General features: G+C 60.1%; 27 protein-coding genes and 1 riboswitch. Of the genes, 15 read left to right on the top strand and 12 right to left on the bottom strand.

Annotated features, from left to right (window positions below):
• Window positions 1-83 precede the first annotated feature (83 nt).
• Window positions 84-1,592 carry a sodium/proline symporter PutP gene (gene putP / locus ELK40_RS08575; protein WP_111964491.1) on the bottom strand — a complete coding sequence of 503 codons (1,509 nt, stop codon included), beginning with the start codon at window positions 1,590-1,592 and terminating at the stop codon, window positions 84-86.
• Window positions 1,593-2,015: 423 nt separating this feature from the next.
• On the opposite strand from putP, the gene putA reads away from it, so the two are divergent.
• Entirely contained in the window at window positions 2,016-5,978 is a 3,963-nt protein-coding gene (gene putA, locus ELK40_RS08570) for a trifunctional transcriptional regulator/proline dehydrogenase/L-glutamate gamma-semialdehyde dehydrogenase (RefSeq protein ID WP_127730345.1), read from the top strand.
• Between the two features lie 51 nt (window positions 5,979-6,029).
• Window positions 6,030-6,425, top strand: a complete 396-nt coding sequence (locus ELK40_RS08565) for a lysozyme inhibitor LprI family protein (RefSeq protein WP_115874700.1) — start codon at window positions 6,030-6,032, stop codon at window positions 6,423-6,425.
• Here ELK40_RS08565 and rutR read toward each other — a convergent pair.
• Window positions 6,422-7,060, bottom strand: a complete 639-nt coding sequence (gene rutR / locus ELK40_RS08560) for an HTH-type transcriptional regulator RutR (protein ID WP_008499819.1) — start codon at window positions 7,058-7,060, stop codon at window positions 6,422-6,424. The genes ELK40_RS08565 and rutR overlap by 4 nt on opposite strands.
• Before the next feature lie 245 nt (window positions 7,061-7,305).
• Between rutR and rutA the strand changes: the two genes are divergently transcribed.
• Genes rutA through rutG form a run of 7 tightly spaced genes read left to right on the top strand, consistent with a single transcriptional unit; the run spans window position 7,306 to window position 12,740 of the window.
• Complete coding sequence (gene rutA / locus ELK40_RS08555) at window positions 7,306-8,397, top strand: pyrimidine utilization protein A (RefSeq protein WP_115874699.1); 1,092 nt, start codon at window positions 7,306-7,308, stop codon at window positions 8,395-8,397.
• On the top strand, window positions 8,397-9,086 hold the full coding sequence (rutB, locus tag ELK40_RS08550; RefSeq protein WP_115874698.1) for a pyrimidine utilization protein B: 690 nt from the start codon (window positions 8,397-8,399) through the stop codon (window positions 9,084-9,086). The genes rutA and rutB overlap by 1 nt, the downstream gene beginning before the upstream one ends.
• Window positions 9,087-9,097: 11 nt before the next feature.
• Entirely contained in the window at window positions 9,098-9,484 is a 387-nt protein-coding gene (gene rutC, locus ELK40_RS08545; protein WP_010429508.1) for a pyrimidine utilization protein C, read from the top strand.
• 7 nt (window positions 9,485-9,491) lie between these two features.
• Window positions 9,492-10,292, top strand: coding sequence for a pyrimidine utilization protein D (gene rutD / locus ELK40_RS08540; protein WP_127730343.1), 801 nt, complete (start codon window positions 9,492-9,494; stop codon window positions 10,290-10,292).
• 9 nt (window positions 10,293-10,301) lie between these two features.
• Window positions 10,302-10,892: a malonic semialdehyde reductase gene (locus tag ELK40_RS08535; RefSeq protein ID WP_111964497.1), complete on the top strand. Its 591-nt coding sequence runs from the start codon at window positions 10,302-10,304 to the stop codon at window positions 10,890-10,892.
• 9 nt (window positions 10,893-10,901) lie between these two features.
• Window positions 10,902-11,396: an NADH-dependent FMN reductase RutF gene (rutF, locus tag ELK40_RS08530; RefSeq protein ID WP_127730341.1), complete on the top strand. Its 495-nt coding sequence runs from the start codon at window positions 10,902-10,904 to the stop codon at window positions 11,394-11,396.
• Window positions 11,397-11,417: 21 nt separating this feature from the next.
• Complete coding sequence (gene rutG, locus ELK40_RS08525; RefSeq protein ID WP_127730339.1) at window positions 11,418-12,740, top strand: pyrimidine utilization transport protein G; 1,323 nt, start codon at window positions 11,418-11,420, stop codon at window positions 12,738-12,740.
• On the opposite strand, the gene ELK40_RS08520 is transcribed toward rutG, so the two are convergent.
• Complete coding sequence (locus tag ELK40_RS08520; protein ID WP_127730337.1) at window positions 12,728-13,651, bottom strand: DMT family transporter; 924 nt, start codon at window positions 13,649-13,651, stop codon at window positions 12,728-12,730. The two genes, rutG and ELK40_RS08520, sit on opposite strands and share 13 nt — an antisense overlap.
• Before the next feature lie 117 nt (window positions 13,652-13,768).
• A complete protein-coding gene (locus ELK40_RS08515) occupies window positions 13,769-13,939 on the bottom strand; it encodes a general stress protein (protein WP_023311077.1) in 171 nt (56 codons plus the stop codon).
• 391 nt (window positions 13,940-14,330) lie between these two features.
• Here ELK40_RS08515 and wrbA point away from each other — a divergent pair, with 391 nt between their 5' ends.
• Together wrbA and ELK40_RS08505 are read left to right on the top strand one after the other, a co-directional pair.
• On the top strand, window positions 14,331-14,927 hold the full coding sequence (wrbA, locus tag ELK40_RS08510) for an NAD(P)H:quinone oxidoreductase (RefSeq protein ID WP_024909629.1): 597 nt from the start codon (window positions 14,331-14,333) through the stop codon (window positions 14,925-14,927).
• Between the two features lie 20 nt (window positions 14,928-14,947).
• A complete protein-coding gene (locus tag ELK40_RS08505; RefSeq protein ID WP_008499832.1) occupies window positions 14,948-15,175 on the top strand; it encodes a YccJ family protein in 228 nt (75 codons plus the stop codon).
• A 33-nt stretch (window positions 15,176-15,208) separates the two neighbouring features.
• On the opposite strand, the gene agp is transcribed toward ELK40_RS08505, so the two are convergent.
• Window positions 15,209-16,450 (bottom strand): bifunctional glucose-1-phosphatase/inositol phosphatase, encoded by a 1,242-nt coding sequence (agp, locus tag ELK40_RS08500; protein WP_127730335.1) that lies wholly within the window; start codon window positions 16,448-16,450, stop codon window positions 15,209-15,211.
• Window positions 16,451-16,602: 152 nt separating this feature from the next.
• On the opposite strand from agp, the gene ELK40_RS08495 reads away from it, so the two are divergent.
• Together ELK40_RS08495 and ELK40_RS08490 are read left to right on the top strand one after the other, a co-directional pair.
• Complete coding sequence (locus tag ELK40_RS08495; protein WP_127730333.1) at window positions 16,603-17,046, top strand: helix-turn-helix domain-containing protein; 444 nt, start codon at window positions 16,603-16,605, stop codon at window positions 17,044-17,046.
• 125 nt (window positions 17,047-17,171) lie between these two features.
• Window positions 17,172-17,966: an SDR family oxidoreductase gene (locus ELK40_RS08490; RefSeq protein ID WP_127730331.1), complete on the top strand. Its 795-nt coding sequence runs from the start codon at window positions 17,172-17,174 to the stop codon at window positions 17,964-17,966.
• 1 nt (window position 17,967) lies between these two features.
• On the opposite strand, the gene ELK40_RS08485 is transcribed toward ELK40_RS08490, so the two are convergent.
• Window positions 17,968-18,327, bottom strand: coding sequence for a helix-turn-helix domain-containing protein (locus tag ELK40_RS08485; protein WP_127730329.1), 360 nt, complete (start codon window positions 18,325-18,327; stop codon window positions 17,968-17,970).
• A 100-nt stretch (window positions 18,328-18,427) separates the two neighbouring features.
• On the opposite strand from ELK40_RS08485, the gene ELK40_RS08480 reads away from it, so the two are divergent.
• On the top strand, window positions 18,428-19,177 hold the full coding sequence (locus tag ELK40_RS08480) for an SDR family oxidoreductase (protein ID WP_127730327.1): 750 nt from the start codon (window positions 18,428-18,430) through the stop codon (window positions 19,175-19,177).
• Window position 19,178: 1 nt separating this feature from the next.
• On the opposite strand, the gene ELK40_RS08475 is transcribed toward ELK40_RS08480, so the two are convergent.
• On the bottom strand, window positions 19,179-19,682 hold the full coding sequence (locus tag ELK40_RS08475; RefSeq protein WP_127730326.1) for a DedA family protein: 504 nt from the start codon (window positions 19,680-19,682) through the stop codon (window positions 19,179-19,181).
• A gap of 158 nt (window positions 19,683-19,840) precedes the next feature.
• Window positions 19,841-20,010, top strand: a riboswitch (M-box (ykoK) riboswitch).
• 60 nt (window positions 20,011-20,070) lie between these two features.
• Here ELK40_RS08475 and ELK40_RS08470 point away from each other — a divergent pair.
• On the top strand, window positions 20,071-21,072 hold the full coding sequence (locus ELK40_RS08470; protein ID WP_115874688.1) for a magnesium transporter: 1,002 nt from the start codon (window positions 20,071-20,073) through the stop codon (window positions 21,070-21,072).
• On the opposite strand, the gene hpxK is transcribed toward ELK40_RS08470, so the two are convergent.
• The 5 genes from hpxK to ELK40_RS08445 are packed head-to-tail and all read right to left on the bottom strand — an operon-like array spanning window position 21,038 to window position 25,591.
• Window positions 21,038-22,300, bottom strand: coding sequence for an allantoate amidohydrolase (gene hpxK, locus ELK40_RS08465; protein WP_127730323.1), 1,263 nt, complete (start codon window positions 22,298-22,300; stop codon window positions 21,038-21,040). The two genes, ELK40_RS08470 and hpxK, sit on opposite strands and share 35 nt — an antisense overlap.
• On the bottom strand, window positions 22,297-23,538 hold the full coding sequence (locus tag ELK40_RS08460; RefSeq protein WP_115874686.1) for an alanine--glyoxylate aminotransferase family protein: 1,242 nt from the start codon (window positions 23,536-23,538) through the stop codon (window positions 22,297-22,299). Before ELK40_RS08460 ends, hpxK begins: the two co-directional genes overlap by 4 nt.
• A gap of 13 nt (window positions 23,539-23,551) precedes the next feature.
• Window positions 23,552-24,289 (bottom strand): amino acid ABC transporter ATP-binding protein, encoded by a 738-nt coding sequence (locus tag ELK40_RS08455; RefSeq protein WP_115874685.1) that lies wholly within the window; start codon window positions 24,287-24,289, stop codon window positions 23,552-23,554.
• Window positions 24,270-24,926 carry an amino acid ABC transporter permease gene (locus ELK40_RS08450; RefSeq protein WP_164850651.1) on the bottom strand — a complete coding sequence of 219 codons (657 nt, stop codon included), beginning with the start codon at window positions 24,924-24,926 and terminating at the stop codon, window positions 24,270-24,272. The genes ELK40_RS08455 and ELK40_RS08450 overlap by 20 nt, the downstream gene beginning before the upstream one ends.
• Complete coding sequence (locus ELK40_RS08445) at window positions 24,926-25,591, bottom strand: amino acid ABC transporter permease (protein WP_111964571.1); 666 nt, start codon at window positions 25,589-25,591, stop codon at window positions 24,926-24,928. The genes ELK40_RS08450 and ELK40_RS08445 overlap by 1 nt, the downstream gene beginning before the upstream one ends.
• Window positions 25,592-25,594: the final 3 nt, after the last annotated feature.

The following is a 25,594-nucleotide window of genomic DNA, read 5'->3' as shown; positions in this document are numbered from 1 at the left end:
TATCACAGGAAATTACGGATTTTGGCAAGAAAAAAGCCGGGTGCGCTTACGCTCACCCGGCCTGTATTGTGCAGCGAGAAAAATTATTCTGCCTGAAGCTTAGACGGCGGCGCAGTGTGGTAATGCGCATCGGCTTCCGCAAAGCGTTTCTGCATGGAGGCAGACGGCGCTTTACCCAGCAGGCTGAACACCACGATACCGATGCTGCCGAAGATGAAGCCAGGAATGATTTCATACAGGCCCAGCCAGGCGAACTGTTTCCAGACGATAACGGTCACCGCACCGATAATCATCCCCGCCAGCGCGCCGTTACGGGTCATACGGGACCACATGACGGAGAACAGGACGACCGGACCAAACGCCGCACCGAAGCCCGCCCACGCGTAGCTAACAAGACCCAGCACGCGGTTCTCCGGGTTGGCCGCCAGCGCAATCGCCACCAGCGCAACCGCCAGCACCATGAAGCGCCCGACCCACACCAGCTCTTTCTGGCTTGCGTTTTTACGCAGGAAGGCCTTATAGAGGTCTTCGGTGATCGCACTGGAGCAAACCAGCAGCTGGCAGCTCAGGGTGGACATCACCGCCGCCAGGATCGCGGAGAGCAGAATACCGGCAATCCACGGGTTAAACAGAATCTGCGCCAGCTCGATAAACACGCGTTCGGCGTTCTGGTTCACCGCACCCGCCTGCGCCGGGTTGTTGCTGAAGTAGGCGATACCGAAGAAGCCAACAGCGCACGCACCCGCCAGACACAGGATCATCCACGTCATACTGATGCGACGGGCATGTACGATGGTGTGGTGAGAATCCGCCGCCATAAAGCGCGCCAGGATGTGCGGCTGACCGAAGTAGCCCAGACCCCAGCCCATCAGAGAGACGATGGCCACGAAGTTCAGCCCTTTCAGCATGTCGACGTTTTCAATGCTCTTCTGCTTGATCACTTCCAGCGATTCGCCAAAGCCGCCAACGGTGAAAATCACAATCACCGGGGTCAGGATCAGGGCGAAGATCATCAGGCTCGCCTGCACGGTGTCGGTCCAGCTTACCGCCAGGAACCCGCCCACGAAGGTATAGAGAATGGTCGCAGCGGCACCGGCCCACAGGGCGGTTTCGTAGCTCATGCCGAAGGTGCTTTCGAACAGGCGCGCGCCGGCCACGATGCCGGAGGCGCAGTAGATGGTGAAGAACAGCAGGATAACCACCGCAGAGATAATACGCAGGATGCGGCTGTTATCTTCAAAACGTCCGGTGAAGTAATCCGGCAGCGTCAGGGCGTTGTTATTGGCTTCGGTATGCACGCGCAGACGGCCTGCCACCAGCTTCCAGTTGATCCACGCGCCGACGGTCAAACCGATGGCGATCCAGCTTTCCGAGATACCGGAGATGAAAATCGCACCGGGCAACCCCATCAACAGCCAGCCGCTCATGTCGGATGCGCCCGCGGAGAGCGCGGTCACCATCGGGCCTAAACTGCGTCCGCCCAGAATGTAGTCGTCAAAGTTCTTTGTAGAACGCCACGCCAAAAACCCTATCAGGATCATGCCAAAAATATAAACGAGAAATGTCACCAGCATCGGTGTGCTAATAGCCATTCAAATTCTCCAAAAGTGTCGAGCGACAACCGTCCGGGTTGCCTTGTTATATGATCACCGGAACGAGGTGACGGTATCTTGTGTTTCGGTTGGGCGCGCTATCCTGCCGTATGCGCCCTCCGCTGACAAACGATTTAACACTGCATTTACATCAATTTCATCCCCGGTTTGATACGAGTTTCCTATAGGTTGCACTCGCTCACGCTTTTACGGGTTGCACCTTTGAAAAGTGTTAACTTCCGCATAAAACCAGGCTTTCCGCGACAAAGCCAGCACGTTTTTCCAGCTAACCATTCGTTAACAATCCATTCATTTTCGGGGTTGCAAACCAGGTCACATTTAACACGGTTGCACAAAGTTGCAACATGGGGGATATTTCACGCTATCTACAGAACGCTATTACAGAACAACAGGAGCTTTGGCATGGGTATGACCACCATGGGGGTTAAGCTGGATGACGCGACCCGCGAACGGATTAAGACCGCAGCAACCCGCATTGACCGCACGCCGCACTGGTTAATTAAGCAGGCGATTTTTAACTATCTCGAAAGACTCGAGAGCGATGAGGGCCTGCCGGAGCTGCCTGCCCTGCTCGCCGGTGCCGCCAATGAAAGCGAAGAGGCGCCGGCCGCTGGCGACGAAAGCCATCAGCCGTTCCTTGAATTCGCCGAGCAGATCCTGCCGCAGTCCGTCAGCCGCGCCGCCATTACCGGCGCCTACCGCCGCGCCGAAACCGACGCCGTGCCGATGCTGCTGGAGCAGGCTCGCCTGCCGGAAGCCATTGCCGCACAGGCGCACAGCCTGGCGTATCAGTTAGCCGACAAGCTGCGCAACCAGAAAACCGCCACCGGCCGCGCCGGGATGGTTCAGGGTCTGCTGCAGGAGTTCTCCCTCTCCTCTCAGGAAGGCGTGGCGCTGATGTGCCTGGCGGAAGCGCTGCTGCGTATTCCGGATAAAGCCACCCGCGACGCGCTGATCCGCGACAAGATCAGCAACGGCAACTGGCATTCGCACATTGGCCGCAGCCCGTCGCTGTTCGTTAACGCGGCAACCTGGGGCCTGCTGTTTACCGGCAAACTGGTTTCGACCCATAACGAAGCCAACCTGTCACGCTCCCTGAACCGCATCATCGGCAAGAGCGGCGAGCCGCTGATCCGCAAAGGCGTGGACATGGCGATGCGTCTGATGGGCGAACAGTTTGTGACCGGGGAAACTATTGCCGAAGCGCTGGCGAACGCCCGCAAGCTGGAAGACAAAGGTTTCCGCTATTCGTACGACATGCTCGGTGAAGCGGCCCTGACCGCCGCCGACGCGCAGGCCTACATGGTCTCTTACCAGCAGGCGATCCACGCCATCGGTAAAGCGTCCAACGGTCGCGGTATTTATGAAGGCCCGGGCATCTCGATAAAGCTCTCAGCCCTGCACCCGCGCTACAGCCGCGCGCAGTATGACCGGGTGATGGAAGAGCTCTACCCGCGCCTGAAGTCCCTGACCCTGCTGGCGCGCCAGTATGACATCGGCATCAACATCGACGCCGAAGAGGCCGACCGTCTGGAGATCTCCCTCGATCTGCTGGAAAAACTGTGCTTCGAGCCGGAGCTGGCGGGCTGGAACGGCATCGGTTTCGTTATCCAGGCCTACCAGAAGCGTTGTCCGTTCGTCATTGATTACCTGATTGACCTGGCCAGCCGCAGCCGTCGTCGCCTGATGATCCGCCTGGTGAAAGGCGCCTACTGGGATAGCGAAATCAAACGCGCCCAGATGGAAGGGCTGGAAGGCTATCCGGTCTATACCCGTAAGGTTTACACCGACGTCTCTTACCTCGCCTGCGCGAAAAAGCTGCTCGGCGTGCCGAACCTGATCTATCCGCAGTTCGCTACCCACAACGCCCACACCCTGGCGGCGATCTACAGTCTGGCCGGGCAAAACTACTATCCGGGCCAGTATGAGTTCCAGTGCCTGCACGGCATGGGTGAACCGCTTTACGAGCAGGTGACCGGTAAAGTGGCGGACGGCAAGCTGAACCGCCCGTGCCGTATCTATGCTCCGGTGGGCACGCACGAAACCCTGCTGGCGTACCTGGTTCGTCGTCTGCTGGAAAACGGCGCGAACACCTCCTTCGTTAACCGTATCGCCGACACCACGCTGCCGCTGGACGAGCTGGTGGCCGACCCGGTACAGGCCGTTGAGAAGATGGCAGCGCAGGAAGGCCAGATTGGTCTGCCGCATCCAAAAATTGCCCTGCCGCGCGAGCTGTACGGCAAAGGTCGCGTCAACTCGGCGGGTCTGGATCTCGCCAACGAACACCGTCTGGCGTCCCTTTCCTCTGCCCTGCTCAACAGCGCGCTGCAGAAGTGGCAGGCCAAACCGATGCTGGAGCAGCCCGTTGATGACGGCGACATGCAGCCGGTCATCAACCCGGCAGAGCCAAAAGATATCGTCGGCTACGTGCGTGAAGCGACAGAAGCGGAAGTGGATCAGGCGCTGGACAGCGCGGTGAATAACGCCCCTATCTGGTTCGCCACGCCGCCGCAGGAGCGCGCCGCCATTCTGGAACGCGCGGCGGTGCTGATGGAAGATCAGATGCAGTCGCTCATCGGCATTCTGGTGCGCGAAGCGGGTAAAACCTTCAGCAACGCCATCGCCGAAGTACGCGAGGCCGTCGACTTCCTGCATTACTATGCCGGTCAGGTGCGCGATGATTTCGATAACGAAACCCACCGTCCGCTGGGTCCGGTCGTCTGTATCAGCCCGTGGAACTTCCCGCTGGCGATCTTCACCGGACAGATTGCCGCCGCCCTGGCCGCAGGCAACAGCGTGCTGGCAAAACCGGCGGAGCAGACCCCGCTGATTGCCGCGCAGGGCATCAACATTCTTCTGGAGGCAGGCGTACCGGCGGGCGTGGTCCAGCTGCTGCCGGGCCGCGGTGAAACCGTGGGCGCCAAACTGACCTCCGATAACCGCGTGCGCGGCGTGATGTTTACTGGTTCGACCGAAGTGGCCTCGCTGCTGCAGCGCAATATTGCCACCCGTCTGGATGCGCAGGGTCGTCCTACGCCGCTCATCGCGGAAACCGGCGGCATGAACGCCATGATCGTCGACTCCTCTGCCCTCACCGAGCAGGTGGTGGTTGACGTGCTGGCCTCCGCCTTCGACAGCGCCGGTCAGCGCTGCTCCGCCCTGCGCGTGCTGTGCCTGCAGGATGACGTGGCAGACCACACGCTGAAGATGCTGCGTGGCGCGATGGCCGAATGCCGCATGGGCAACCCGGGCCGTCTCACCACCGACATCGGGCCGGTGATCGACGCGGAAGCCAAAGCCAATATTGAAAACCACATTCAGGCCATGCGCTCGAAAGGCCGTCCGGTGTTCCAGGCGGTGCGAGACAACAGCGAAGACGCCCGCGAGTGGCGTTCCGGCACCTTTGTGCCGCCTACGCTTATCGAGCTGGCAAGCTTCGACGAGCTGAAAAAAGAGGTCTTCGGCCCGGTGCTGCACGTGGTGCGCTACAACCGTAACAACCTCAACGAGCTGGTTGAGCAGATCAACGCCTCAGGCTATGGCCTGACGCTCGGCGTGCATACCCGTATCGACGAGACCATTGCGCAGGTGACCGGCAGCGCCAAAGTGGGCAACCTGTACGTTAACCGCAACATGGTTGGCGCGGTCGTGGGCGTGCAGCCGTTCGGCGGTGAAGGCCTTTCCGGCACCGGTCCGAAAGCGGGCGGTCCGCTCTACCTGTACCGTCTGCTGGCGAACCGTCCGGAGAACGCGCTGGGCGTCACCCTGGCGCGTCAGGATGCGGAGTATCCGGTGGATGCGCAGCTGAAAACCGTGCTGACCCAGCCGCTGGAGGCGCTGATCGCCTGGGCGGAAAAACGTCCTGAACTGCGTGCCGTGGCGCAGCAGTACGGCGAGCTGGCACAGGCCGGTACGCAGCGTCTGCTGCCGGGGCCGACCGGCGAGCGCAATACCTGGACGCTGATGCCGCGCGAACGCGTACTGTGCGTGGCGGATAACGAGCAGGACGCGCTGGTACAGCTGGCCGCCGCGATGGCCACCGGGTGTGAAGTGCTGTGGCCGGACGATGCGCTGCATCGGGACCTGGCCAAACAGCTGCCAAAAGCGGTCTCGGCCCGTATTCACTTCGCGAAAGCCGATGCGCTGCTGACCCAGCCGTTTGATGCGGTGATCTATCACGGTGATTCCGACCAGCTGCGCGAGCTGTGCGAGCAGGTTGCGGCCCGCAGCGGGGCGATTGTTTCGGTGCAGGGCTTTGCGCGCGGGGAAACCAACCTGCTGCTGGAGCGTCTGTACGTGGAGCGCTCGCTCAGCGTCAACACCGCGGCGGCGGGCGGTAACGCCAGTCTGATGACAATAGGTTAACGCTGTGCTAATAAGGCTCCGGAGACGGAGCCTTATTTTATTGGGGAATATATGAAACGATATCTTATCGCCAGTGCAGCGCTGCTGCTGAGCGCCAGCGCGCTGGCCGACGAGTGCGACAAAGCGACCACCCAGCTTGAACTGAATACCTGTAGCGCGCAGCAGTACCAGGCTGCCGATAAAAAGCTCAACCAGACGTACCAGGCGGCCGTTAAGCGTGCGGCAGCTCCTCAGCGAGATCTGCTGAAAAAAGCGCAGCAGGCGTGGATTACCCTGCGCGATGCGGACTGCGCGTTTATCGGTTCGGGTACGGAAGGCGGGAGCGTTCAGCCAATGATTGTTAACCAGTGCCTGGCTGAAAAAACCGTGGAGCGCGAAGCGTTTCTGGCCTCGCTGATGCAGTGTGAAGAGGGCGACTTAAGCTGCCCTCTCCCGCCGGCAAACTAACGTAAGCGGATCCCTTCAATAATCATCCGCTGCACGTTTTCCAGGGTGCTGTGGAAAAACGCTTCGTCCTGGAGCGTTTTTCCGGTCACCGCCTCGACCTGGGCCGCAAAGTCAGCGTAATGCTGGGTGGAGGCCCAAATCATAAAGATCAGATGATGCGGATCGACCGGGGCCAGCTTTCCGCTGGCAACCCATCCGGCAATAATGGCCGACTTGTCGTCCACCAGCTGTTTTAAATCTCCGGTCAGCTCCGCCTGCAACAGCGGCGCGCCCTGCAGCATCTCAAGACAAAACAGCCTTGATGCCTGCGGGTAATCGCGCGACACCTCCAGCTTCAGGCGAATGTACTCCTTGATTGCTACCAGCGGGGCCAGCTCTTCGCGAAACGCTTTCAGCGGCGCCAGCCAGATATCGAGGATCTGCTGCATCACCGCGACATACAGCGCCTCTTTCGACGGGTAATAGTAGAGCAGATTGGTTTTGGATACCCCGGACTGCTCCGCCACCTGCTCCAGGCGCGTGCCGTGAATGCCAAACTGCGAAAACGTCTCCAGCGCCGCGCTGAGGATCGCCTGCTTCTTGGCGCTCACCGCCTGCGAACGTTTACCTGGTGTTTTCACTGCGCCTTGTGTCATTCCCGCTCTCCTTATTCTGCGTTGCCCTCAGCATAGCAAAACCCCCGTCTCACCACGACATCCTGCACTCCGATCGCGCATGAATGCCTGTTTTCTGTGCAATGTTTTTGACCAGTTAGTCCACATTTAGCTGCATCAATCCACCAACTTCTGATTAACACACTAATAACACTGCCATTTTCAAAACTGGCACTGCCTTTGCAAAATCACCGTTACACCTGCGACGTAATGAAGAGAGGTTCGTGATGAAAATTGGCGTATTTGTACCCATCGGCAACAACGGCTGGCTTATCTCGACCACTGCACCGCAATACATGCCGACCTTTGAGCTCAATAAAGCCATCGTGCAGAAAGCGGAGCACTACCATTTCGACTTTGCGCTTTCGATGATCAAGCTGCGCGGCTTTGGCGGCAAAACCGAATTCTGGGATCACAACCTGGAGTCCTTCACCCTGATGGCTGGGCTGGCGGCAGTCACCTCGCGGATCCAGATCTACGCCACCGCCGCCACGCTCACCTTACCGCCAGCGATCGTGGCGCGCATGGCCTCCACCATCGACTCCATCTCCGGCGGGCGCTTTGGCGTCAACCTGGTTACCGGCTGGCAAAAACCCGAGTACGAGCAGATGGGGCTCTGGCCGGGTGACGATTACTTCTCGCGTCGCTACGACTACCTGAACGAATACGTGCAGGTTCTGCGCGACCTGTGGGGTACCGGCAAAAGCGATTTTAAGGGTGACTTCTTCACCATGAACGACTGTCGCGTCAGCCCGCAGCCGTCGGTGCCGATGAAGGTGATTTGCGCCGGACAGAGCGACGCGGGGATGGAATTCTCCGCCAAATACGCCGACTTCAACTTCTGCTTCGGTAAAGGCGTTAACACGCCTGCCGCCTTCGCCCCGACCGCCGCTCGCATGAAAGAGGCCGCCGACAAAACCGGGCGCGACGTGGGCTCCTACGTGCTGTTCATGGTGATAGCAGACGAAACCGACGACGCCGCGCGCGCGAAATGGGAGCGCTATAAGGACGGCGCCGACGAGGAGGCCCTGAGCTGGCTTACCGAGCAGAGCCAGAAGGATACCCGCTCCGGCGCAGACACAAACGTGCGCCAGATGGCCGACCCGACCTCTGCCGTCAATATCAACATGGGCACGCTGGTCGGCTCGTACGCCAGCGTCGCCAGAATGCTTGACGAAGTGGCGGCCGTGCCCGGTGCGGAAGGCGTCCTCCTGACCTTCGATGATTTCCTCACCGGCGTGGAAACCTTCGGCGAGCGCATCCAGCCGCTGATGCAGTGCCGCGCCCACATCCCTGCCGTCACGAAGGAGGTGGCATAATGACGACCCTTAACGCACGCCCGGAAGCCATTACCTTCACGCCGGAGCAGAGCGCGCTGATCGTGGTGGACATGCAAAACGCCTACGCCAGCCAGGGCGGCTATCTGGACCTGGCGGGCTTCGACGTCTCCGCTACGCAGCCGGTGATCGCGAACATTAAAACCGCCGTCGCCGCCGCGCGCGCTGCGGGCATGCTCATCATCTGGTTCCAGAACGGCTGGGATGACCAGTACGTCGAGGCCGGTGGCCCCGGCTCGCCCAACTTCCACAAGTCGAACGCCCTGAAAACCATGCGCAAACGGCCCGAACTGCAGGGCAAGCTGCTGGCGAAAGGCGGCTGGGATTATCAGCTGGTGGATGAGCTGGTCCCGCAGGCGGGTGATATCGTCCTGCCCAAACCGCGCTACAGCGGCTTTTTCAACACGCCGCTCGACAGCCTGCTACGCAGCCGGGGCATTCGCCACCTGGTCTTCACCGGCATTGCCACCAACGTCTGCGTGGAGTCGACCCTGCGCGACGGCTTTTTCCTTGAGTATTTTGGCGTGGTGCTGGAAGACGCGACCCATCAGGCCGGGCCGGAATTCGCCCAGAAGGCGGCCCTGTTCAATATAGAAACCTTTTTTGGCTGGGTCAGCAGCGTCACCGAGTTCTGCGACGCCCTGAATCCCCCGCTCGCCCGTATCGCCTGAGGAGACATCTGATGCCGAAATCCGTAATCATCCCGCCGGGCACCAGCACGCCCATCGCCCCGTTTGTCCCCGGCACCCTTGCCGACGGCGTGGTGTATGTCTCAGGCACGCTGCCGTTTGATAAAGACAACAACGTGGTGTTTATCAACGACCCAAAGGCGCAAACCCGCCACGTGCTGGAGACGATCAAAACCGTGATCGAAACGGCGGGTGGCACGATGGAGGACGTGACCTTCAACAGCATCTTTATCACCGACTGGAAAAATTACGCCGCGATTAACGAAATCTACGCGGAGTTCTTCCCCGGCGATAAGCCGGCCCGGTTCTGCATTCAGTGCGGCCTGGTGAAGCCGGAGGCGCTGGTTGAGATCGCCACCGTTGCGCACATCGCGAAGTGAGGCGGCCATGAAACTCTCCGTCTCACCGCCCCCGTATGAGGGTGCGCCCGTGGTGGTCCTTATTGCCGGTCTCGGCGGCAGCGGCAGCTACTGGCTGCCACAGCTGGCCGCGCTGGAGCCGGAGTATCAGGTGGTGTGCTATGACCAGCGCGGAACGGGCAATTACCCCGACGTCCTGCCGGAAGGGTACAGCCTTGCAGAGATGGCGGACGAACTGGACCAGGCGCTGGCTGAGGCCGGAATTGCACGCTACAGCGTCGTCGGCCACGCGCTGGGGGCGCTGGTCGGCCTGCAGCTGGCCCTCGACAGGCCCGACGCCCTCACCGCGCTGGTGTGCGTCAACGGCTGGCTGACCCTCAACGCCCACACCCGCCGCTGCTTTCAGATCCGCGAGCGCCTGCTGCATTACGGTGGCCCGCAGGCGTGGGTTGAGGCGCAGCCGCTGTTTCTCTACCCGGCAGACTGGATGGCCGCTCGCGCGCCCCGCCTGGAGGCCGAAGAAGCGCTGGCGCTGGCCCATTTTCAGGGAAAAGCCAACCTGCTGCACCGGCTCAGCGCCCTGAAAAAGGCCGACTTCAGCCGCCATGCGGCGCGCATCCGCTGCCCGGTACAGATCATCTGTTCCGCCGACGACATGCTGGTGCCCTCTGTCTGCTCGTCTGAGCTGCAGGCTGCGATCCCGCACAGCCACAGCGCGGTGATGCGCCAGGGAGGGCATGCCTGCAACGTCACCGAGCCGGACACCTTCAACACCCTGCTGCTGAACGGGCTGGCCAGCCTGCTGCACAGCCCTGAACCTGCTTTATAAGGAGCTTTAATGAGCGAAGCCATTACCCCCGCCGCGCTGGAAACGCTGTTCACCGGCGCCCGCACCCATAACGGCTGGCAGGATATTGCCGTCAGCGACGAGACGCTGCGCGAAATCTACGACCTGATGAAATGGGGGCCCACGTCCGCCAACTGCTCCCCGGCGCGGATTGTGTTTGTGCGAAGCGCTGAGGGAAAAGAGAAGCTGCGCCCGGCGCTCTCCAGCGGCAACCTGGAGAAAACGCTTACCGCCCCGGTCACGGCGATTGTCGCCTGGGACGGTGAATTCTACGAGCGCCTGCCTGAGCTGTTTCCGCACGGCGATGCCCGAAGCTGGTTTACCGCAAGCCCCGCGCTGGCGGAAGAGACCGCCTTTCGCAACAGCTCGCTGCAGGCCGCCTACATGATTTTCGCCTGTCGCGCGCTGGGGCTGGATACCGGCCCGATGTCGGGCTTTGACCGCCAAAAGGTCGACGAGGCCTTTTTCACCGGCACGACGCTTAAAAGCAATCTGCTGATCAATATCGGCTACGGCGACCCGGGCAAACTTTACGGCCGCCTGCCGCGCCTGACCTTCGACGATGCCTGCGGGCTGGCGTAAGGAGCGAGCATGACAACACCGGATAAGCAAACCTTTCGCGACGCCATGGCCTACGTTGGCGCGGCGGTGAATATCATCACCACCGACGGCCCGGCGGGGATGGCAGGCTTCACCGCCAGCGCGGTGTGCAGCGTCACGGATTCACCGCCCACCCTGCTGGTGTGCCTGAACCGCGGCGCGTCCGTCTGGCCGACGTTCAGCGAGAACCGCACCCTGTGCGTCAATACCCTCAGCGCCGGACAGGAGCCGCTCTCAAACCTCTTTGGCGGCAAAACGCCGATGGAAGAACGCTTCGCCGCCGCCCGCTGGCAAACGGGCGACACGGGCTGTCCGCGCCTGGAGGAGGCGCTGGCCTCGTTTGACTGCCGGATCAGCCAGGTGGTGAGCGTCGGTACCCATGACATTCTTTTTTGCGACATCGTTTCGATTATTCGCCACCCCGCGCCGCAAGGCCTGGTGTGGTTTGACCGCGGCTACCACGCGCTGATGCGACCCGCCTGTTAACCCGCTTTAAGGAGACAGACCATGTTCGGATTTCCCCACTGGCAGTTGAAATCGACCTCCACAGAAGCTGGCGTGGTCGCGCCGGATGAACGACTCCCGCTCGGGCAGACGATGGTGATGGGCGTCCAGCACGCGGTCGCCATGTTTGGCGCCACGGTATTGATGCCGATGCTGATGGGACTCGATCCCAACCTCTCTATTCTGATGTCGGGTATCGGTACCCTGCTGTTCTTTTTTGTCACCGGCGGGCGTGTGCCCAGCTATCTGGGATCCAGCGCCGCCTTTGTCGGGGTGGTCATCGCCACTACCGGGTTTAACGGTCAGGGAATCAACCCCAACCTGAGCGTGGCCCTCGGCGGCATCATCGCCTGCGGTCTGGTGTATACCCTGATTGGTCTGGTGGTAATGAAGATCGGCACGCGCTGGATCGAACGCATGATGCCTCCAGTTGTGACCGGCGCGGTGGTGATGGCGATTGGCCTGAACCTTGCGCCGATTGCAGTGAAAAGCGTCTCCGGCTCGCCGTTTGAAAGCTGGATGGCCGTCGTGACCGTGCTGTGCATCGGCCTGGTGGCGGTGTTTACGCGAGGCATGATCCAGAGGCTGCTGATCCTGGTCGGTTTGATTTTCGCCTGTCTGGTCTACGCCGTGCTGGCGAACGTTTTTGGTCTGGGCAAGCCGATTGATTTTACCCTGCTGCATCAGGCCGCCTGGTTCGGCCTGCCGAAAATCACCTCGCCCACCTTTAACACCCAGGCGATGATGCTTATCGCACCGGTGGCGGTGATCCTGGTGGCGGAAAACCTGGGTCACCTGAAGGCGGTCGCGGGGATGACCGGGCGCAGTATGGACCCGTACATGGGCCGCGCTTTCGTCGGCGACGGGCTGGCGACCATGCTCTCCGGTTCCGTGGGCGGCAGCGGCGTCACCACCTATGCCGAAAACATCGGCGTGATGGCGGTAACCAAAGTCTATTCGACGCTGGTCTTTGTCGCGGCGGCGGTGATGGCGATGCTGCTCGGCTTCTCGCCGAAGTTCGGCGCGCTGATCCACACCATTCCGTCACCGGTCATCGGCGGGGCCTCAATCGTGGTGTTTGGGCTGATCGCGGTGGCCGGCGCGCGTATCTGGGTGCAGCATCGGGTCGATCTCAGCCAGAACGGCAACCTGATTATGGTGGCCGTCACGCTGGTGCTGGGCGCAGGCGATTTTGCCCTGACGCTGGGCGGGTTTACGATCGGCGGGATTGGCACGGCAACCTTCGGCGCGATCCTGCTTAACGCCCTGCTGAGCCGCCGGATGGCCGCTGCGCCGCAGGGCGAGGTGGTGCGTCAGGATTCGTGATTTAACGTCGCGCTGTCATCTTCTGGCAGCGCGTTTTTCTTCCGCTTGAGCCTCAGCTCGCTCACCAGCACCCCGGCGACAATAAACGCCGCGCCCACCAGGGCCAGCAGCGGCAAACGCTCGCCGGCGAGTCGCCCGAAAATGCCTGCCCAGACCGGCTCACCGGTGTAGATCACCGTTGCCCGCGTCGGCGACACGCTGCGCTGCGCCCAGTTCATGGTGACCTGGATAATGGCGCTGAAGATACCCAGCCCCAGTGCGACTACCACCAGACCGGTGGACATCTGCGGCACGGACTCCCCTGCCGGAACCATCGTCGCAAAGGCCACCAGAGACGCCGTCGCGAGCTGCACCACCGTTACGCGTTTGACGTCGACCTTGCCCGCCCAGGCGCTAATCAGAATAATTTCCGCCGCAATGGCGATCGCCCCAATCAGGGTAATGATTTCGCCCGGCCCCAGTGCCAGAAGATTGTTTTCCGGCCCGGCCAGCAAAATCAGACCGATAAACGCCAGCACTATGCCAATACAGGACATCATCCCCGGCAGCCGACCCAGGCAGAGCCACTGCAGCAGCGGCACCAGGGGCACATACATGGCGGTGATAAATGCGGATTTGCTGCTGGAGATGGTCTGCAATCCCCACGTCTGGAGGCTGTAGCCCATCGCTATCGCCACCCCAATCGCCACGCCGGCCTTAAGCTCTTTCAGCGTCAGCCCCCTCAGCGTTTTAAGCGAAATTAGCCCCACGGCAAGCGCCGCCGTCGCAAAGCGCAGGCCAACAAAAAAGAACGGATCGCTGAGGGTCACCGCGTACTGAACGGCCAGAAACGTCCCGCCCCAGAACATGGTGATGAGAATGAGGATGGCTTCCTGCGGTTTAACGGAGAATTTGAAGCGTGAGACAGACATGCGGCACCAGAAAGAGAAAACAATTCTGTAGTGTGCGTTGCCTTTGGTTACAGTTCAATGTTGCAGAAATAAAAAAACCGCCGGGAGATCCCGGCGGCAGAGGTTCAACCCGGCGTATTACTTACTGCTGCCGTGGCTGTTTTTCCCCCCTTTTTTACCAGCTTCTGATGCGCGCTGAGGGTCATTTTTAAAATTGCCCCCGCTGTGCTGGCCACCTTTACGACCTGCTTCTGATGCTCTTTCACGGTCTTCAGCGAAATTACCTGAACCACCACGATGGTTTGCCATCTCTAACCTCCAGAGTGTGAAACATTAGACATCATATTGCATTCAGTAAAAGAGGATTCTTTCACCTCGCGGCGCAAGGACGACGCCTCAATCTGTGCCGCGTGAAACTAAGCTTAGTGGACTGAGGCTGTCCGGCAAGCCACAGGTAATATCCTGCAACATGATCTCAGTCTTTCAGGTGAGATGACGCGGCGGGGATGCATAAGCCTTTCTTATCATTTTAAAAATCCGCACCTGGAAAGTTGTATCATTTTGCTACAAAGCCATTTTTCTACTCATGTTGTTATAAATCAAATAAATGGCGTTCATTTTTGCAGTCTGGCCGTGATGGCATATCTTTAAAAGAGCGCAGCGATCCGCTGTCAGAGAAACCAACGAGGAGTGAAGCAAAATGGCAAAAGTTCTGGTGCTCTATTATTCCATGTATGGACACATTGAAACCATGGCTCACGCGGTAGCAGAAGGTGCAAACAGGGTTGACGGCGTTGAGGTTGTGGTGAAACGCGTACCGGAAACCATGCAGGCGGAAGCCTTCCTGAAAGCCGGGGGGAAAACGCAAAACGCCCCGGTCGCCACCCCGCAGGAGCTGGCGGATTATGATGCCATTATCTTCGGCACCCCGACCCGCTTCGGCAATATGTCAGGCCAGATGCGCACCTTCCTCGATCAAACCGGCGGACTTTGGGCATCCGGGGCGCTCTACGGCAAACTCGCCAGCGTGTTCAGCTCTACCGGCACCGGCGGCGGTCAGGAGCAGACGATTACCTCAACCTGGACTACCCTTGCTCATCACGGGATGGTGATTGTGCCGATTGGCTACGGCGCGCAGGAGCTGTTTGACGTTTCCCAGGTGCGTGGCGGTACGCCGTACGGCGCAACCACCATTGCCGGTGGTGATGGCTCACGTCAGCCAAGCAATGAAGAACTGTCTATCGCCCGCTATCAGGGTGAATACGTCGCGGGTCTGGCCAAAAAACTGAACGGCTAACACCCAACAGGAGGACAAGCATGCCAACTCAAGAATCCAAAGCTCACCACGTGGGCGAATGGGCAAGTTTACGCAACACCTCTCCAGAGATTGCCGAAGCTATCTTTGAAGTCGCGAAATACGATGAAAAGCTGGCCGAGCAGATTTGGGAGGAAGGTAACGATGAGGTGCTGGTGCGCGCCTTCGAAAAAACGGATAAAGACTCGCTCTTCTGGGGCGAGCAAACCATCGAACGTAAAAACGTCTAAGCGTTTCCCCCCGCCGCAGCGGGGGGTTCTCTCTTACTTCGCCGCGTTATTCATCACCGCATTGAATTTGTCGACAGGACAGAAGCCGTTCGCATCTACCGGGCAGCCTTTCAGCTCCAGCGTCACGCGCTGTGCAGGCGACTGCAGCGACAGCACGCTGGCGTTGCGCAGCTGCTCTGAGCTCTGATAGACATACTCGATTTTCATCAACTCCTGGTTGGCATTTTTGTCATGCCAGCGCTGGAAGACAATCTTGCCGCCAATCGGGGTGCGTTCCTGCTGATCGTGCAGCTGATACGGTTTGAAATCCAGGGCCGTCAGCAGGGAAGCAATGTTCGAATCATGCCCTACCAGCAGGGTGATCTTAGGCGCTTTCGCCTGGTCGGTGACCAGCGTTTTATCGATATATTTCACCAGCGGCTTCGCCACATTTTGCGCCACCTCGGTTGAGGTAAACAGCGAGTCCTGATAGCCGTTCTTCAGCTTCGACAGCACGCGCCACTGCTGGTCGGTTTTGATTTCTCCCCAGGCCACCTGGTCGGCCGGGAAGCCTTCGTAATACTGCAGCGTAAACGCGTCCACCAGCGAGTTACCCACCTTCAGCGGCCCGGATACGCCAGGCTCTTTTTCATAGTCGGCGCTGAAGGTATCTTTTGCGTCCGCCAGAGAGCAGACTTTTTTCTCTTTGCAGGACGGCGAATCGGCGTAGTTAGTCATCTGCTCAAGCAGCTTATAGCTTTCGCCAAGCTGCATTTTCTGCCGCTCGGTCTCCATCGCCTTGAGCGCTTTTTCGCGGAATTCCGGCGAGTTATCGGTAATCACCGGGTTGAACGTCGGGTCCATGGTGCCCATTTTTTCCTGATGGTGCACGGGCACATCGCAGCCCGGGAACGCGCCGGTAATGAAGAACTGCGCGGTGGCGACGGTACGCTGCAGGCTGTTGGCGTAAGCATAAACGCTATCCGCCGCTGGACATTCTCCCGTCTTCACCATCCCCTGCTGCGCCAGCCACTCGCGCATGTAATGGCCCATATAGACTTCCAGCACGCCACCTTTGGTGGTGAGCTGACCGCCCGGCACCTCCCACTCCGGCCACTGCTTCGGCGTGGACTGCTCCAGCACGCTGCCGTTATTAGCGAGCGGCGCGCGCAGGTTATGGCGACTCATGATTAAAACTTGCTCCAGCTGATACCCTTCCGGCGTCTCTTGCGCCTGCACGCCAAACGTTGCTGAAATGGAACCGGCGACTGCCAGCGCGAGTAGTGCTTTTCTCATCCATAATTCCTCACTCGTTTTAAAATGTCGCGTTCAGTGTGACAGATTCGTGACAATTTTCCGGGAAGCATTTCTCAAACTGATGATTAACATGCTTACGACGCGTGCAGATTAGTTTTATAATAAAACCACACCCCACCGGAGAATTCGCTGTGAAACGTACCCGCCTTGAAGAGAGCACCTGCCCCGTCGCCCGTTCGCTGGATATTATAGGCGACTGGTGGTCGCTGCTGATTGTTCGCGACGCGCTACGCGGGATTAAACGCTTCGGCGAGTTCCAGAAAAGCCTCGGTATCGCAAAAAATATGCTGACTACGCGGCTCAAGCTGCTGGTCGACGAGGGCATACTCCGGCTTCAGCCCGCGTCTGACGGCAGCGCCTGGCAAGAGTATGTCCTGACCGATAAAGGGCGCGCCCTGCAAACGGTGCTGGTTGCCCTCTCCCAGTGGGGCAACGAGTTTTTGTTCGCGGAAAACGAATGCAGCACCGTGCTGGTCGATACCGAACAGCGCAAACCTCTGCGTAAACTGGCGCTTATCGCCGACGACGGGCGCGAACTGACGCCTGAAGAGATCGTGGCTAAACTCCCCTCCTGACCGTTCCCGACGGCAAAAGCACAAAATGCTCGCAAATATGGTTGCATTATAAAACCAAATAGCAGAGAGTTTATTCAGTTTCATATTGAAACCAAATAACCCACTTTGCTTTGAGGTAACACACGATGACTACGCAAATCACCACAGCCCTGATTACGGGTGCCTCTTCCGGGATCGGTGCCGTCTATGCTGACCGCCTTGCCGCGCGCGGCGCTAACCTGGTGCTGGTCGCCCGTCGCGAGGATCGCCTGAAAATCCTCGCCGCCGACCTTCGCGCGCGCTATGGCGTGGCCGTCGATATTCTGGTTGCCGATCTCACCGATGAAGCCGGGATCTGCGCCGTGGAAGAAGAGCTGCGCAGCAATACCGCCATTGATACGCTCGTTAACAACGCGGGCACCGCGCAGATGGCACCGTTCCTCGCGGGCGAGGTGGCGCAGCATCAGGCCATCAATACCCTGAACACCACGGCGCTGATGCGTCTGACCTACGCCATCCTGCCGCGCCTGGCGCAGAACAATCGCGGCACGCTGATCAATATCGCGTCCGTGCTGGCCCTGCACGTCCGGGCGGGCAGCGCGCTTTACAGCGCCACCAAGGCGTGGGTGTTGAGCTTTACACGTGGGTTACAGGAAGAATTTGCCGACAGCAACGTGCGCATTCAGGCCGTATTGCCTGCCGCCACGGCGACTGAAATCTGGAGCCATTCAGGCGTCACGGTGGACGATCTGCCGGAAGGATCGGTGATGACCACCGACGATATGGTGGATGCGTCGCTGGCGGGTCTGGATCAGGGTGAACCGATCACCATCCCGCCGATGCATGACGCTGGCCTGTGGGATCGCTACGAAGCGGCGCGTCTTGAGCTGTTCAACAGCGCGCGCACCGGCATTCCGGCACCGCGCTACGTAAAACAGTAGCCTAACGCTCAAGCTGGCCGCCGTACTCGCTCATCCAGGCGGCCAGCGGGGAGAGTGCGTCCTGCAGGGTTAACCCCAGCTCGGTTATCTGATACTCCACGCGCGGCGGGATCTCCGGGTAGACCGTCCGCGTCACCAGCCCGCGCTGCTCAAACAGGCGCAGCTGCTTAGTCAGCTCTTTCTGCGTGATGGGGGCAGCCGCCCGCAGCAGATCGCCAAAGCGTACGGGCGTATTAAAGACAATCAGGCGATAGAGAATGGGGATCGCCCATTTACCGGAAATCAGGTTCACAAACTGCGTCATCGGGCAGGTATACGCCTCAGATTTTTTTTCACAGCACACCTCCAGCATTTCTGCCATAGCACACCTCTTGCCTCTTTAGTATCCATTTGGTACCTGGTTTCCTTTCGATACTAACGTTTCTATAGTGCTTTCTCCAGTGACATTTCAGGAGAAGAATATGGGTCGTTTAACAGATAAATATACGCTGATTACCGGCGGCACCAGCGGCATCGGTCTCGCCACCGCGCAGGCGTTTATCGCCGAAGGCGCGCGCGTCGCCGTGACCGGGCGTAACCCGGACACCCTCGCCGAAGCAGAACGCATTCTTGGCGATAAGGCCTGGGTAATCCCAACCGATGCGGGCGATATCTCGTCGCAAAAAGCCCTGGCGGAAACCCTCGCCGCCCGCTGGCCACGCCTGGACGCGGTGTTTCTCAACGCCGGCGACGTAACGCACGCGCCGCTGGAAGAGTGGCGGGAAGAGACCTGGGATCGCCTGATGGGCATCAACCTGAAGGGACCGTTCTTTTTGATTCAGGCGCTGCTGCCGCTGCTGAATAACCCGTCGTCGGTGATCCTCTGCGGCTCCGTGAGCGCGCGCATCGGCCTGCCCACCAGCAGCGTGTATGCCGCGAGCAAGGCCGCCCTGCTGTCGCTGGCGCGCACGCTCTCGGCGGAACTGCTGCCGCGCGGGATACGCGTCAACGGCCTGAGCCCCGGTCCGGTGGAGACCCCGGCGTTTACCAAAACGGGCTTAAGCGACGAGGCGCTTAACGCGATGATGGCGGAAATCATCAAGCTGGTGCCGCTCGGCAGAATGGGCTCAACGGTGGAGCTGGCAAAAGCCGCGCTCTATCTGGCGTCCGACGAGTCGAGCTACACGGTAGGAACGGAGTTGCTGGTGGACGGCGGAATGGGGAGCCTGTAACTCAAAAGGCGCTGATGCCGGTGACCGCGCCGACATACAGCGCCGCCCACGCGCAGGCGGAAAGCAGGCTGACGAGGTAGACCTTAACTGCGTTCAGCCTGAGCATACCCGCTGCCAGCGGCACGATGTAACGCAGCACCGCCAGAAAGCGCGACGTAAACAGTGCGATGACGCCGTTCTTTTGCAGCTGATGCTGTACCCGCAAAAACGTAGCGGCATGCTTCGACGTAAAGCGCGCGACCAGCCGGGTGTGCCCCATCAGTTGCCCTAAGTGGTAGTTCAGCACCGATCCCGCCGTTGCCCCCATCACTACGGCCAGCCATGCCAACGCTGGATGCATGCTCCCCTGGCTAACGGTAATGCACGCCAGCAGCATCACCGACGCGGGCGGCAGCACGGAGGAGATCAGCACCGTCGATTTACTCAGCGCCATCACAAATAACAGCGCGAAAAGATGTGCCGGATACAGCGCAAAATGATTCAGCAGATTATCAAGCCACGCCATTTTCTCTCCTCCGTTAATTATTTAACCCTCCATTTAAAATGAATAAACCTAAATAAACCCTCAACGCTTTATTAATAATATTTATCTAAACCGTTCTTAAACATTATTTAATTTCCTGAGCGGTAAATTTAAACAGGCGTATTATTTCCCTCGTTTTACAACGATCTCGTTATGGCGAGGCTCCTGTACAAATACACGTTATCGCTCTGGTAGGTTCGAGAGAACCGGCACAGGGTAAAACAGGCACTGTCGAATCAAGGCTTTGTCAGTATAACTTCCCTCACGGGATACGGTGTACAGTGCTGAACCCAGGACGTGGGGATCTCCTCTTCGACATGCCCTGTCTTGCTCGCCCCTGAGAGATGTTATTATTCAAAGGGAATTCACTATGTCTTACGCTATTCACAACCAAAACCTTGCATTCAATGACAGCGCTGTCGCGCAATATATGAATACCGATTTTATTGTCCTTGATATTTCATTATGCGTGGCGCTGGCGCGCGAGCAATTCTTCGAAAAATTAAAAGACGACGATATTCCGTCTCATATTTTTATTGAAGACAATGGTCGCCTGGCGGGCATGATTGCCGTGCGTAAATTGCTGCAAACCGCCGACACGGTCCAGCCGGTGAAACCGCTGATGATTTCGCAGTTTTTGCAGGTCAAACCGGAGGATGAACGTGCCGACGTTGCCGGACTGCTGGCGCACGGCGGGGCGGATGTGGTGCCTGTGGTCACCCACGGCAAGCTCGTCGGCTGCCTGACGGAGCGCGAAATCGCCCATCTGCTGGAAGATGACGTCACTGAAGACGCCCAGCTTCAGGGGGCGACGCTACCGCTGGAGAAGCCCTATCTGGATACCAGTCCTTATAGCCTGTGGAAGAAACGCTCCGTCTGGCTGCTGCTGCTTTTTGTCGCAGAAGCCTACACCAGCTCGGTGATCCAGCATTTCGAAGAGGCGCTGGAGTCCGCCATCGCGCTGGCGTTCTTTATTCCACTGCTGATCGGCACGGGCGGCAACAGCGGGACGCAGATCACCTCCACGCTGGTGCGCGCCATGGCGCTGGGAGAAGTCCGTCTGCGCGACGTTGGCCGCGTGCTGCGTAAAGAGATGACCACCTCGCTGATGATTGCCGCCACGCTCGGTATCGCAGGGTGTATCCGCGCCTGGATGATGGGGATTGGGCTGGAGATTACGCTCATCGTCAGCCTGACGCTGGTGTGTATTACGCTCTGGAGTGCGATTGTCTCGTCCGTCATTCCGATGGTGCTCAAGCGCTGCGGCATTGACCCGGCGGTCGTCTCCGCGCCGTTTATTGCGACGCTTATCGACGGTACCGGGCTGATTATCTACTTTAAGATCGCGCAATATACGCTGGGGCTGGAGTAACGCGGTCCGCCAGCTGGATCACCGCTCGCGAAAACGCCTCAATCGCCAGGGCGACATCTTCAGCCATCACCGATTCCGCCGGATGGTGGCTGACGCCCCCTTTGCAGCGCACAAACAGCATGCCGACCGGCCAGCGTTCCGCGATGGCAATCGCATCGTGGCCCGCACCGCTGGGCAGCGATAGCGAGCGCCCCTGTACCGATGTGACGGCCTCCCCCAGCACGTTTTGCAGGTGGATATCGCACGGCGTGGCGGCAATGCGGTAAAACTCCTCGGCGCTGAAGTCCAGATTGCGGCGCGATGCGATCGCCTGCGCATGCTCCAGCAGCTCGTTAAGCAACCGATCCAGCGGCGCATCCTGCGGGCCGCGAATATCCAGCGAGAGCTGAACCTCGCCGGGGATCACGTTCACCGCCCCCGGCAGGCAGCGCAGTTCGCCAACCGTCGCCACCAGGTTTCCGCCCTGCTGTCGGGTAGCGTTTTCAATGATGACCATCCACTCGGCGGCGGCGGCCAGCGCATCCCTGCGGTGGTGCATCGGCACGGTTCCCGCGTGCCCGGCCTCGCCGGTAAAGCGGCAGTTCAGACGACGCGCGCCGTTAATGGCTTGCACCACGCCCAGGGCGAGCGCCTCCTGCTCAAGGCACGGCCCCTGCTCAATATGCAGCTCCAGATAGGCGCTGAAATCCACCTGACGGCGCGCGGCATGCAACACGCGTGCAGGATCGAGCCCCACCAGGGTCATCGCCTGCGCCACGCTGATTCCGCTGGCGTCGGCTTTCTCCAGCCAGCCCTGCGGCCAGGTGCCGGTGATGCCCCGGCTGCCTAACAGCGTAATGCCGAAGCGGGTCCCCTCTTCGTCGCAAAAGCCGACAATCTCGATGGCCTGCGCCAGATGCACACCCTGCTGGTGCAGGCTGTCCACCACCTCAATGGCGGCAAGCACGCCGAGCATGCCGTCGTAGCGCCCGGCATTGCGCACGGTATCGAGATGCGAGCCGAGCAGCACCGCCTGCGCCCCCTCCTGCTGGCCTTCATAGCGTCCGCAGATATTGCCCACGCTGTCCTGCCAGACGGTCATGCCCGCCTGGCGCATCCACTCGCCGACCAGCAGGTTAGCCTGCAGATGCTGCGTGGAGAGATAGACCCGCGTCAGGCCGTCCGGGGTTTCGCTGATGGCGGCCAGCGCGTCGGCGCGCGCCATCACCCGCTCTGCCGCCGGGCTCATTGCGGCGTCTCGCGGCGATAGTGGTCCCACGCGGCCTGCATGGCGGCCCCCTGCGTGGTGGAGAATTTCAGGTAGTTCAGCACCGACTCCAGCGCGCTCAGGGTGGTCATCACGCAGTCCTTGCGTGCGTTGTAGCCCATGGTGCCAATGCGCCAAACTTTGCCGTGCAGCGGGCCAAACGAGGTGCCGATTTCAATCCCGAAATCCTCCAGCATCAGCTTACGCACCTGGTCACCGTTGATGCCCTGTGGGATCACCACCCCCAGCACGTTGTTCATCTTGTGCTTCAGGTCACCGAAGGTCTCCAGCCCCATCGCCTGAATGCCCTTCAGCAGCGCATCGCCGTGCAGCCTGTGGCGAGCGATGCCGTTATCCAGCCCCTCCTGCAGGATCAGACGCGCGCACTCGCGGGCGCCAAACAGCGCGGTGGTGGCTTCGGTGTGGTGGTTAAGACGTTCCGGCCCCCAGTAGTCCATCACCATGCCGAGATCGAAGTAGTTGGAGTAGATCATCTCCTCGTCGCCGTCGCGGTGGGCGTCGGTGCGTATGCCTTCCTCAACGCATTTGCGGCGGCGGATCGCCTCCTCCATGCGCGCGCTCAGGGTGATCGGCGAGGTGCCAGACGGGCCGCCGAGGCATTTCTGCATCCCGGCAGAGACGGCATCCAGCCCCCAGGCATCGGTTTCCAGGGCGTTACCGCCGAGCGACGCGGTGGCATCGGTGTAAAACAGCACGTCGTAGCGGCGGCAGATCGCGCCCAGCTCGGCAAGCGGCTGCAGCATGGTGGTGGAGGTGTCGCCCTGCACGGTCAGCAGCAGGCGCGGACGAATACGCTTAATCGCATCCTCGACCTGGTCCGGGGTAAACACCTCGCCCCACGGCACCTCGATGGTATGCACCTCCGCGCGGCAGCGGCGGGCAATTTCGCACAGCAGGTGGCCAAAGCGGCCAAAGACCGGCACCAGCACCTTATCTCCCGGGCGGATGGCGGAGACCAGAATGGCTTCAATCCCCGCGCGGGAGGTACCGTCCACCAGCATCGTCCAGCGGTTTTCGGTGCGGAATACGCCGCGATAGAGCGCCATCACCTCGTTCATGTAGTGGGTCATGGCCGGATCGTACTGCCCGATCAGCTGGCTCGACATGGCGCGCAGCACGCGCGGGTCGGCGTTGATCGGGCCCGGCCCCATCAGCAGGCGCTGCGGCGGGTTGATTTGCGGAAAGTGTGCGATATCCATTGTTAAGTCCTTATCAGTTGAGGCCGCGCACGGAGGAGATGAACTGCTTCAGTTCCGTGGTCTGCGGGTTGGCGAACAGCGTTTTGCTGTCGCCCTGCTCCCAGACTTTCCCCTGGTGCATAAACACCACGCGGTCGCCCACTTCGCGGGCAAAATTCATTTCATGGGTAACCAGTATGAGCGTCATCCCCTCGGCCGCCAGCTGCTCCAGAACTTTGAGCACTTCGCCCACCAGCTCCGGGTCGAGCGCGGAGGTGATCTCGTCGCAGAGCAATACTTTCGGCGACATCGCCAGCGCGCGGGCAATCGCCACGCGCTGCTGCTGGCCGCCGGAGAGGCTCGACGGGTAGTAATCCAGACGATCGCCGAGGCCAACCTTCTCCAGCATGCGCTGCGCCAGCTCGCGGCATTCGGTGGCGCTTTTCTTCAGCACCCGACGCGGGGCGAGCATCACGTTTTCCAGCGCCGTCATGTGCGGGAACAGGTTGAAGCTCTGGAACACCATCCCCACCGAGCGGCTGATTTCACGCGCCTGGGAATCCCGGTCGGTAATGGTCATGCCGCCCAGCTTGATGCTGCCGTCCTGATAGCCTTCCAGACCGTTAATGCAGCGCAGCAGCGTGCTTTTGCCCGATCCGCTGCGCCCGATAATGGAGATTACCTGGCCCATGTCGATATCCAGATCGACGCCCTTGAGCACGTGGTTATCGCCGTAGTACTTCTGCACCTGATTAATGGTGATGAGAGGCATTGAATTTCGTCTCCAGATAGCGGCTGTAGCGCGACAGCGGATAACACAGAATAAAGTAGCCGAGCGCCACCAGCGCAAAGACCTTAAACGGCTGATACGTCACGTTGGTCAGCATCGTCCCGGCCTTGGTCAGCTCGATAAAGCCGATAATCGACGCCAGCGCGGTGCCTTTGATCACCTGCACTGCAAAGCCGACCGTCGGCGCGATGCCGATGCGCAGCGCCTGCGGGGCGACGACGCGAAACAGGGTCTGGCCGAAGGTCAGCCCCAGGCAGCGCGACGCTTCCCACTGCCCCTTCGGTAAAGCGCGAATGCAGCCGTTCCAGATATCGAGCAGAAACGCGCTGGTGTAAAACGTCAGCGCCAGCGAGGCGGCGGTCCACGGCGAGACGTCGATGCCGAACAGCGCCACGCCGAAGAAGGCCAGGAACAGCTGCATCAGCAGCGGCGTGCCCTGAAACAGCTCAATATAGCCGCGGATAATGCGCTTCACCGTGCGCCCGCCCGTCAGGCGCAGCAGCAGGAGCGGCAGGGTTACCACCGCCCCGCCGACGAACGCCACCAGCGACAGCAGCACCGTCCAGCGTCCGGCCAGCAGCAGGTTGCGAATAATGTCCCAGTCGGTAAAGGTGGTCATCATGCCTGCACCCCCAGCCATTTGCGTCCTGCCGCCATCATCAGCTGGCGCAGAGTTATCGACAGCGCCAGGTAAATCCCGGTTGTCACCAGATAAACCTCAAAGCTCAAAAACGTTCTGGACTGGATCAGGTTGGCGGCGAAGGTCAGCTCTTCATAGGAGACCTGCGACACCACCGACGAGCCGAGCATCACGATGATGCACTGGCTCACCAGCGCCGGGTAAATGCGCTGCAGCGCGGGCGGCAGCACCACGCGAATAAAGGTCTGCAGGCGGGTGAGCCCCAGCACGCGTCCGGCTTCCCACTGCCCTTTCGGCGTGACCTGAATGCCCGCGCGGATAATCTCGGTGCTGTAGGCGCCCAGGTTTACCACCATGGCCAGCAGCGCCGCTTCCCCCGCCGTCATCTTCAGGCCAAGATTTGGCAGGCCGAAGACAATGAAAAACAGCTGTACCACAAACGGCGTGTTGCGGATGATCTCCACGTAGCCGCCCCAGATCCGGCTGAACCAGGTCGTGCGTCCGCTGCGGATCGCCGCCCCGAAAATCCCTATCGCCAGCCCGCCGACGGTCGCCATCACCGTCAGCTGAACGGTGACCCACAGCCCTGCCAGCAGCTCCGGCCAGTGCGGCCAGAGCGCGGAGAAATCAAGTTGCTCAGTCATCGG

Origin of the sequence: Enterobacter sp. N18-03635, assembly GCF_004006055.1 — a bacterium.
GTDB classification, from domain to species: domain Bacteria; phylum Pseudomonadota; class Gammaproteobacteria; order Enterobacterales; family Enterobacteriaceae; genus Enterobacter; species Enterobacter vonholyi.
Note: the sequence above shows the minus strand (reverse complement) of the source record. Positions and strands in the feature narration are given on the sequence as shown.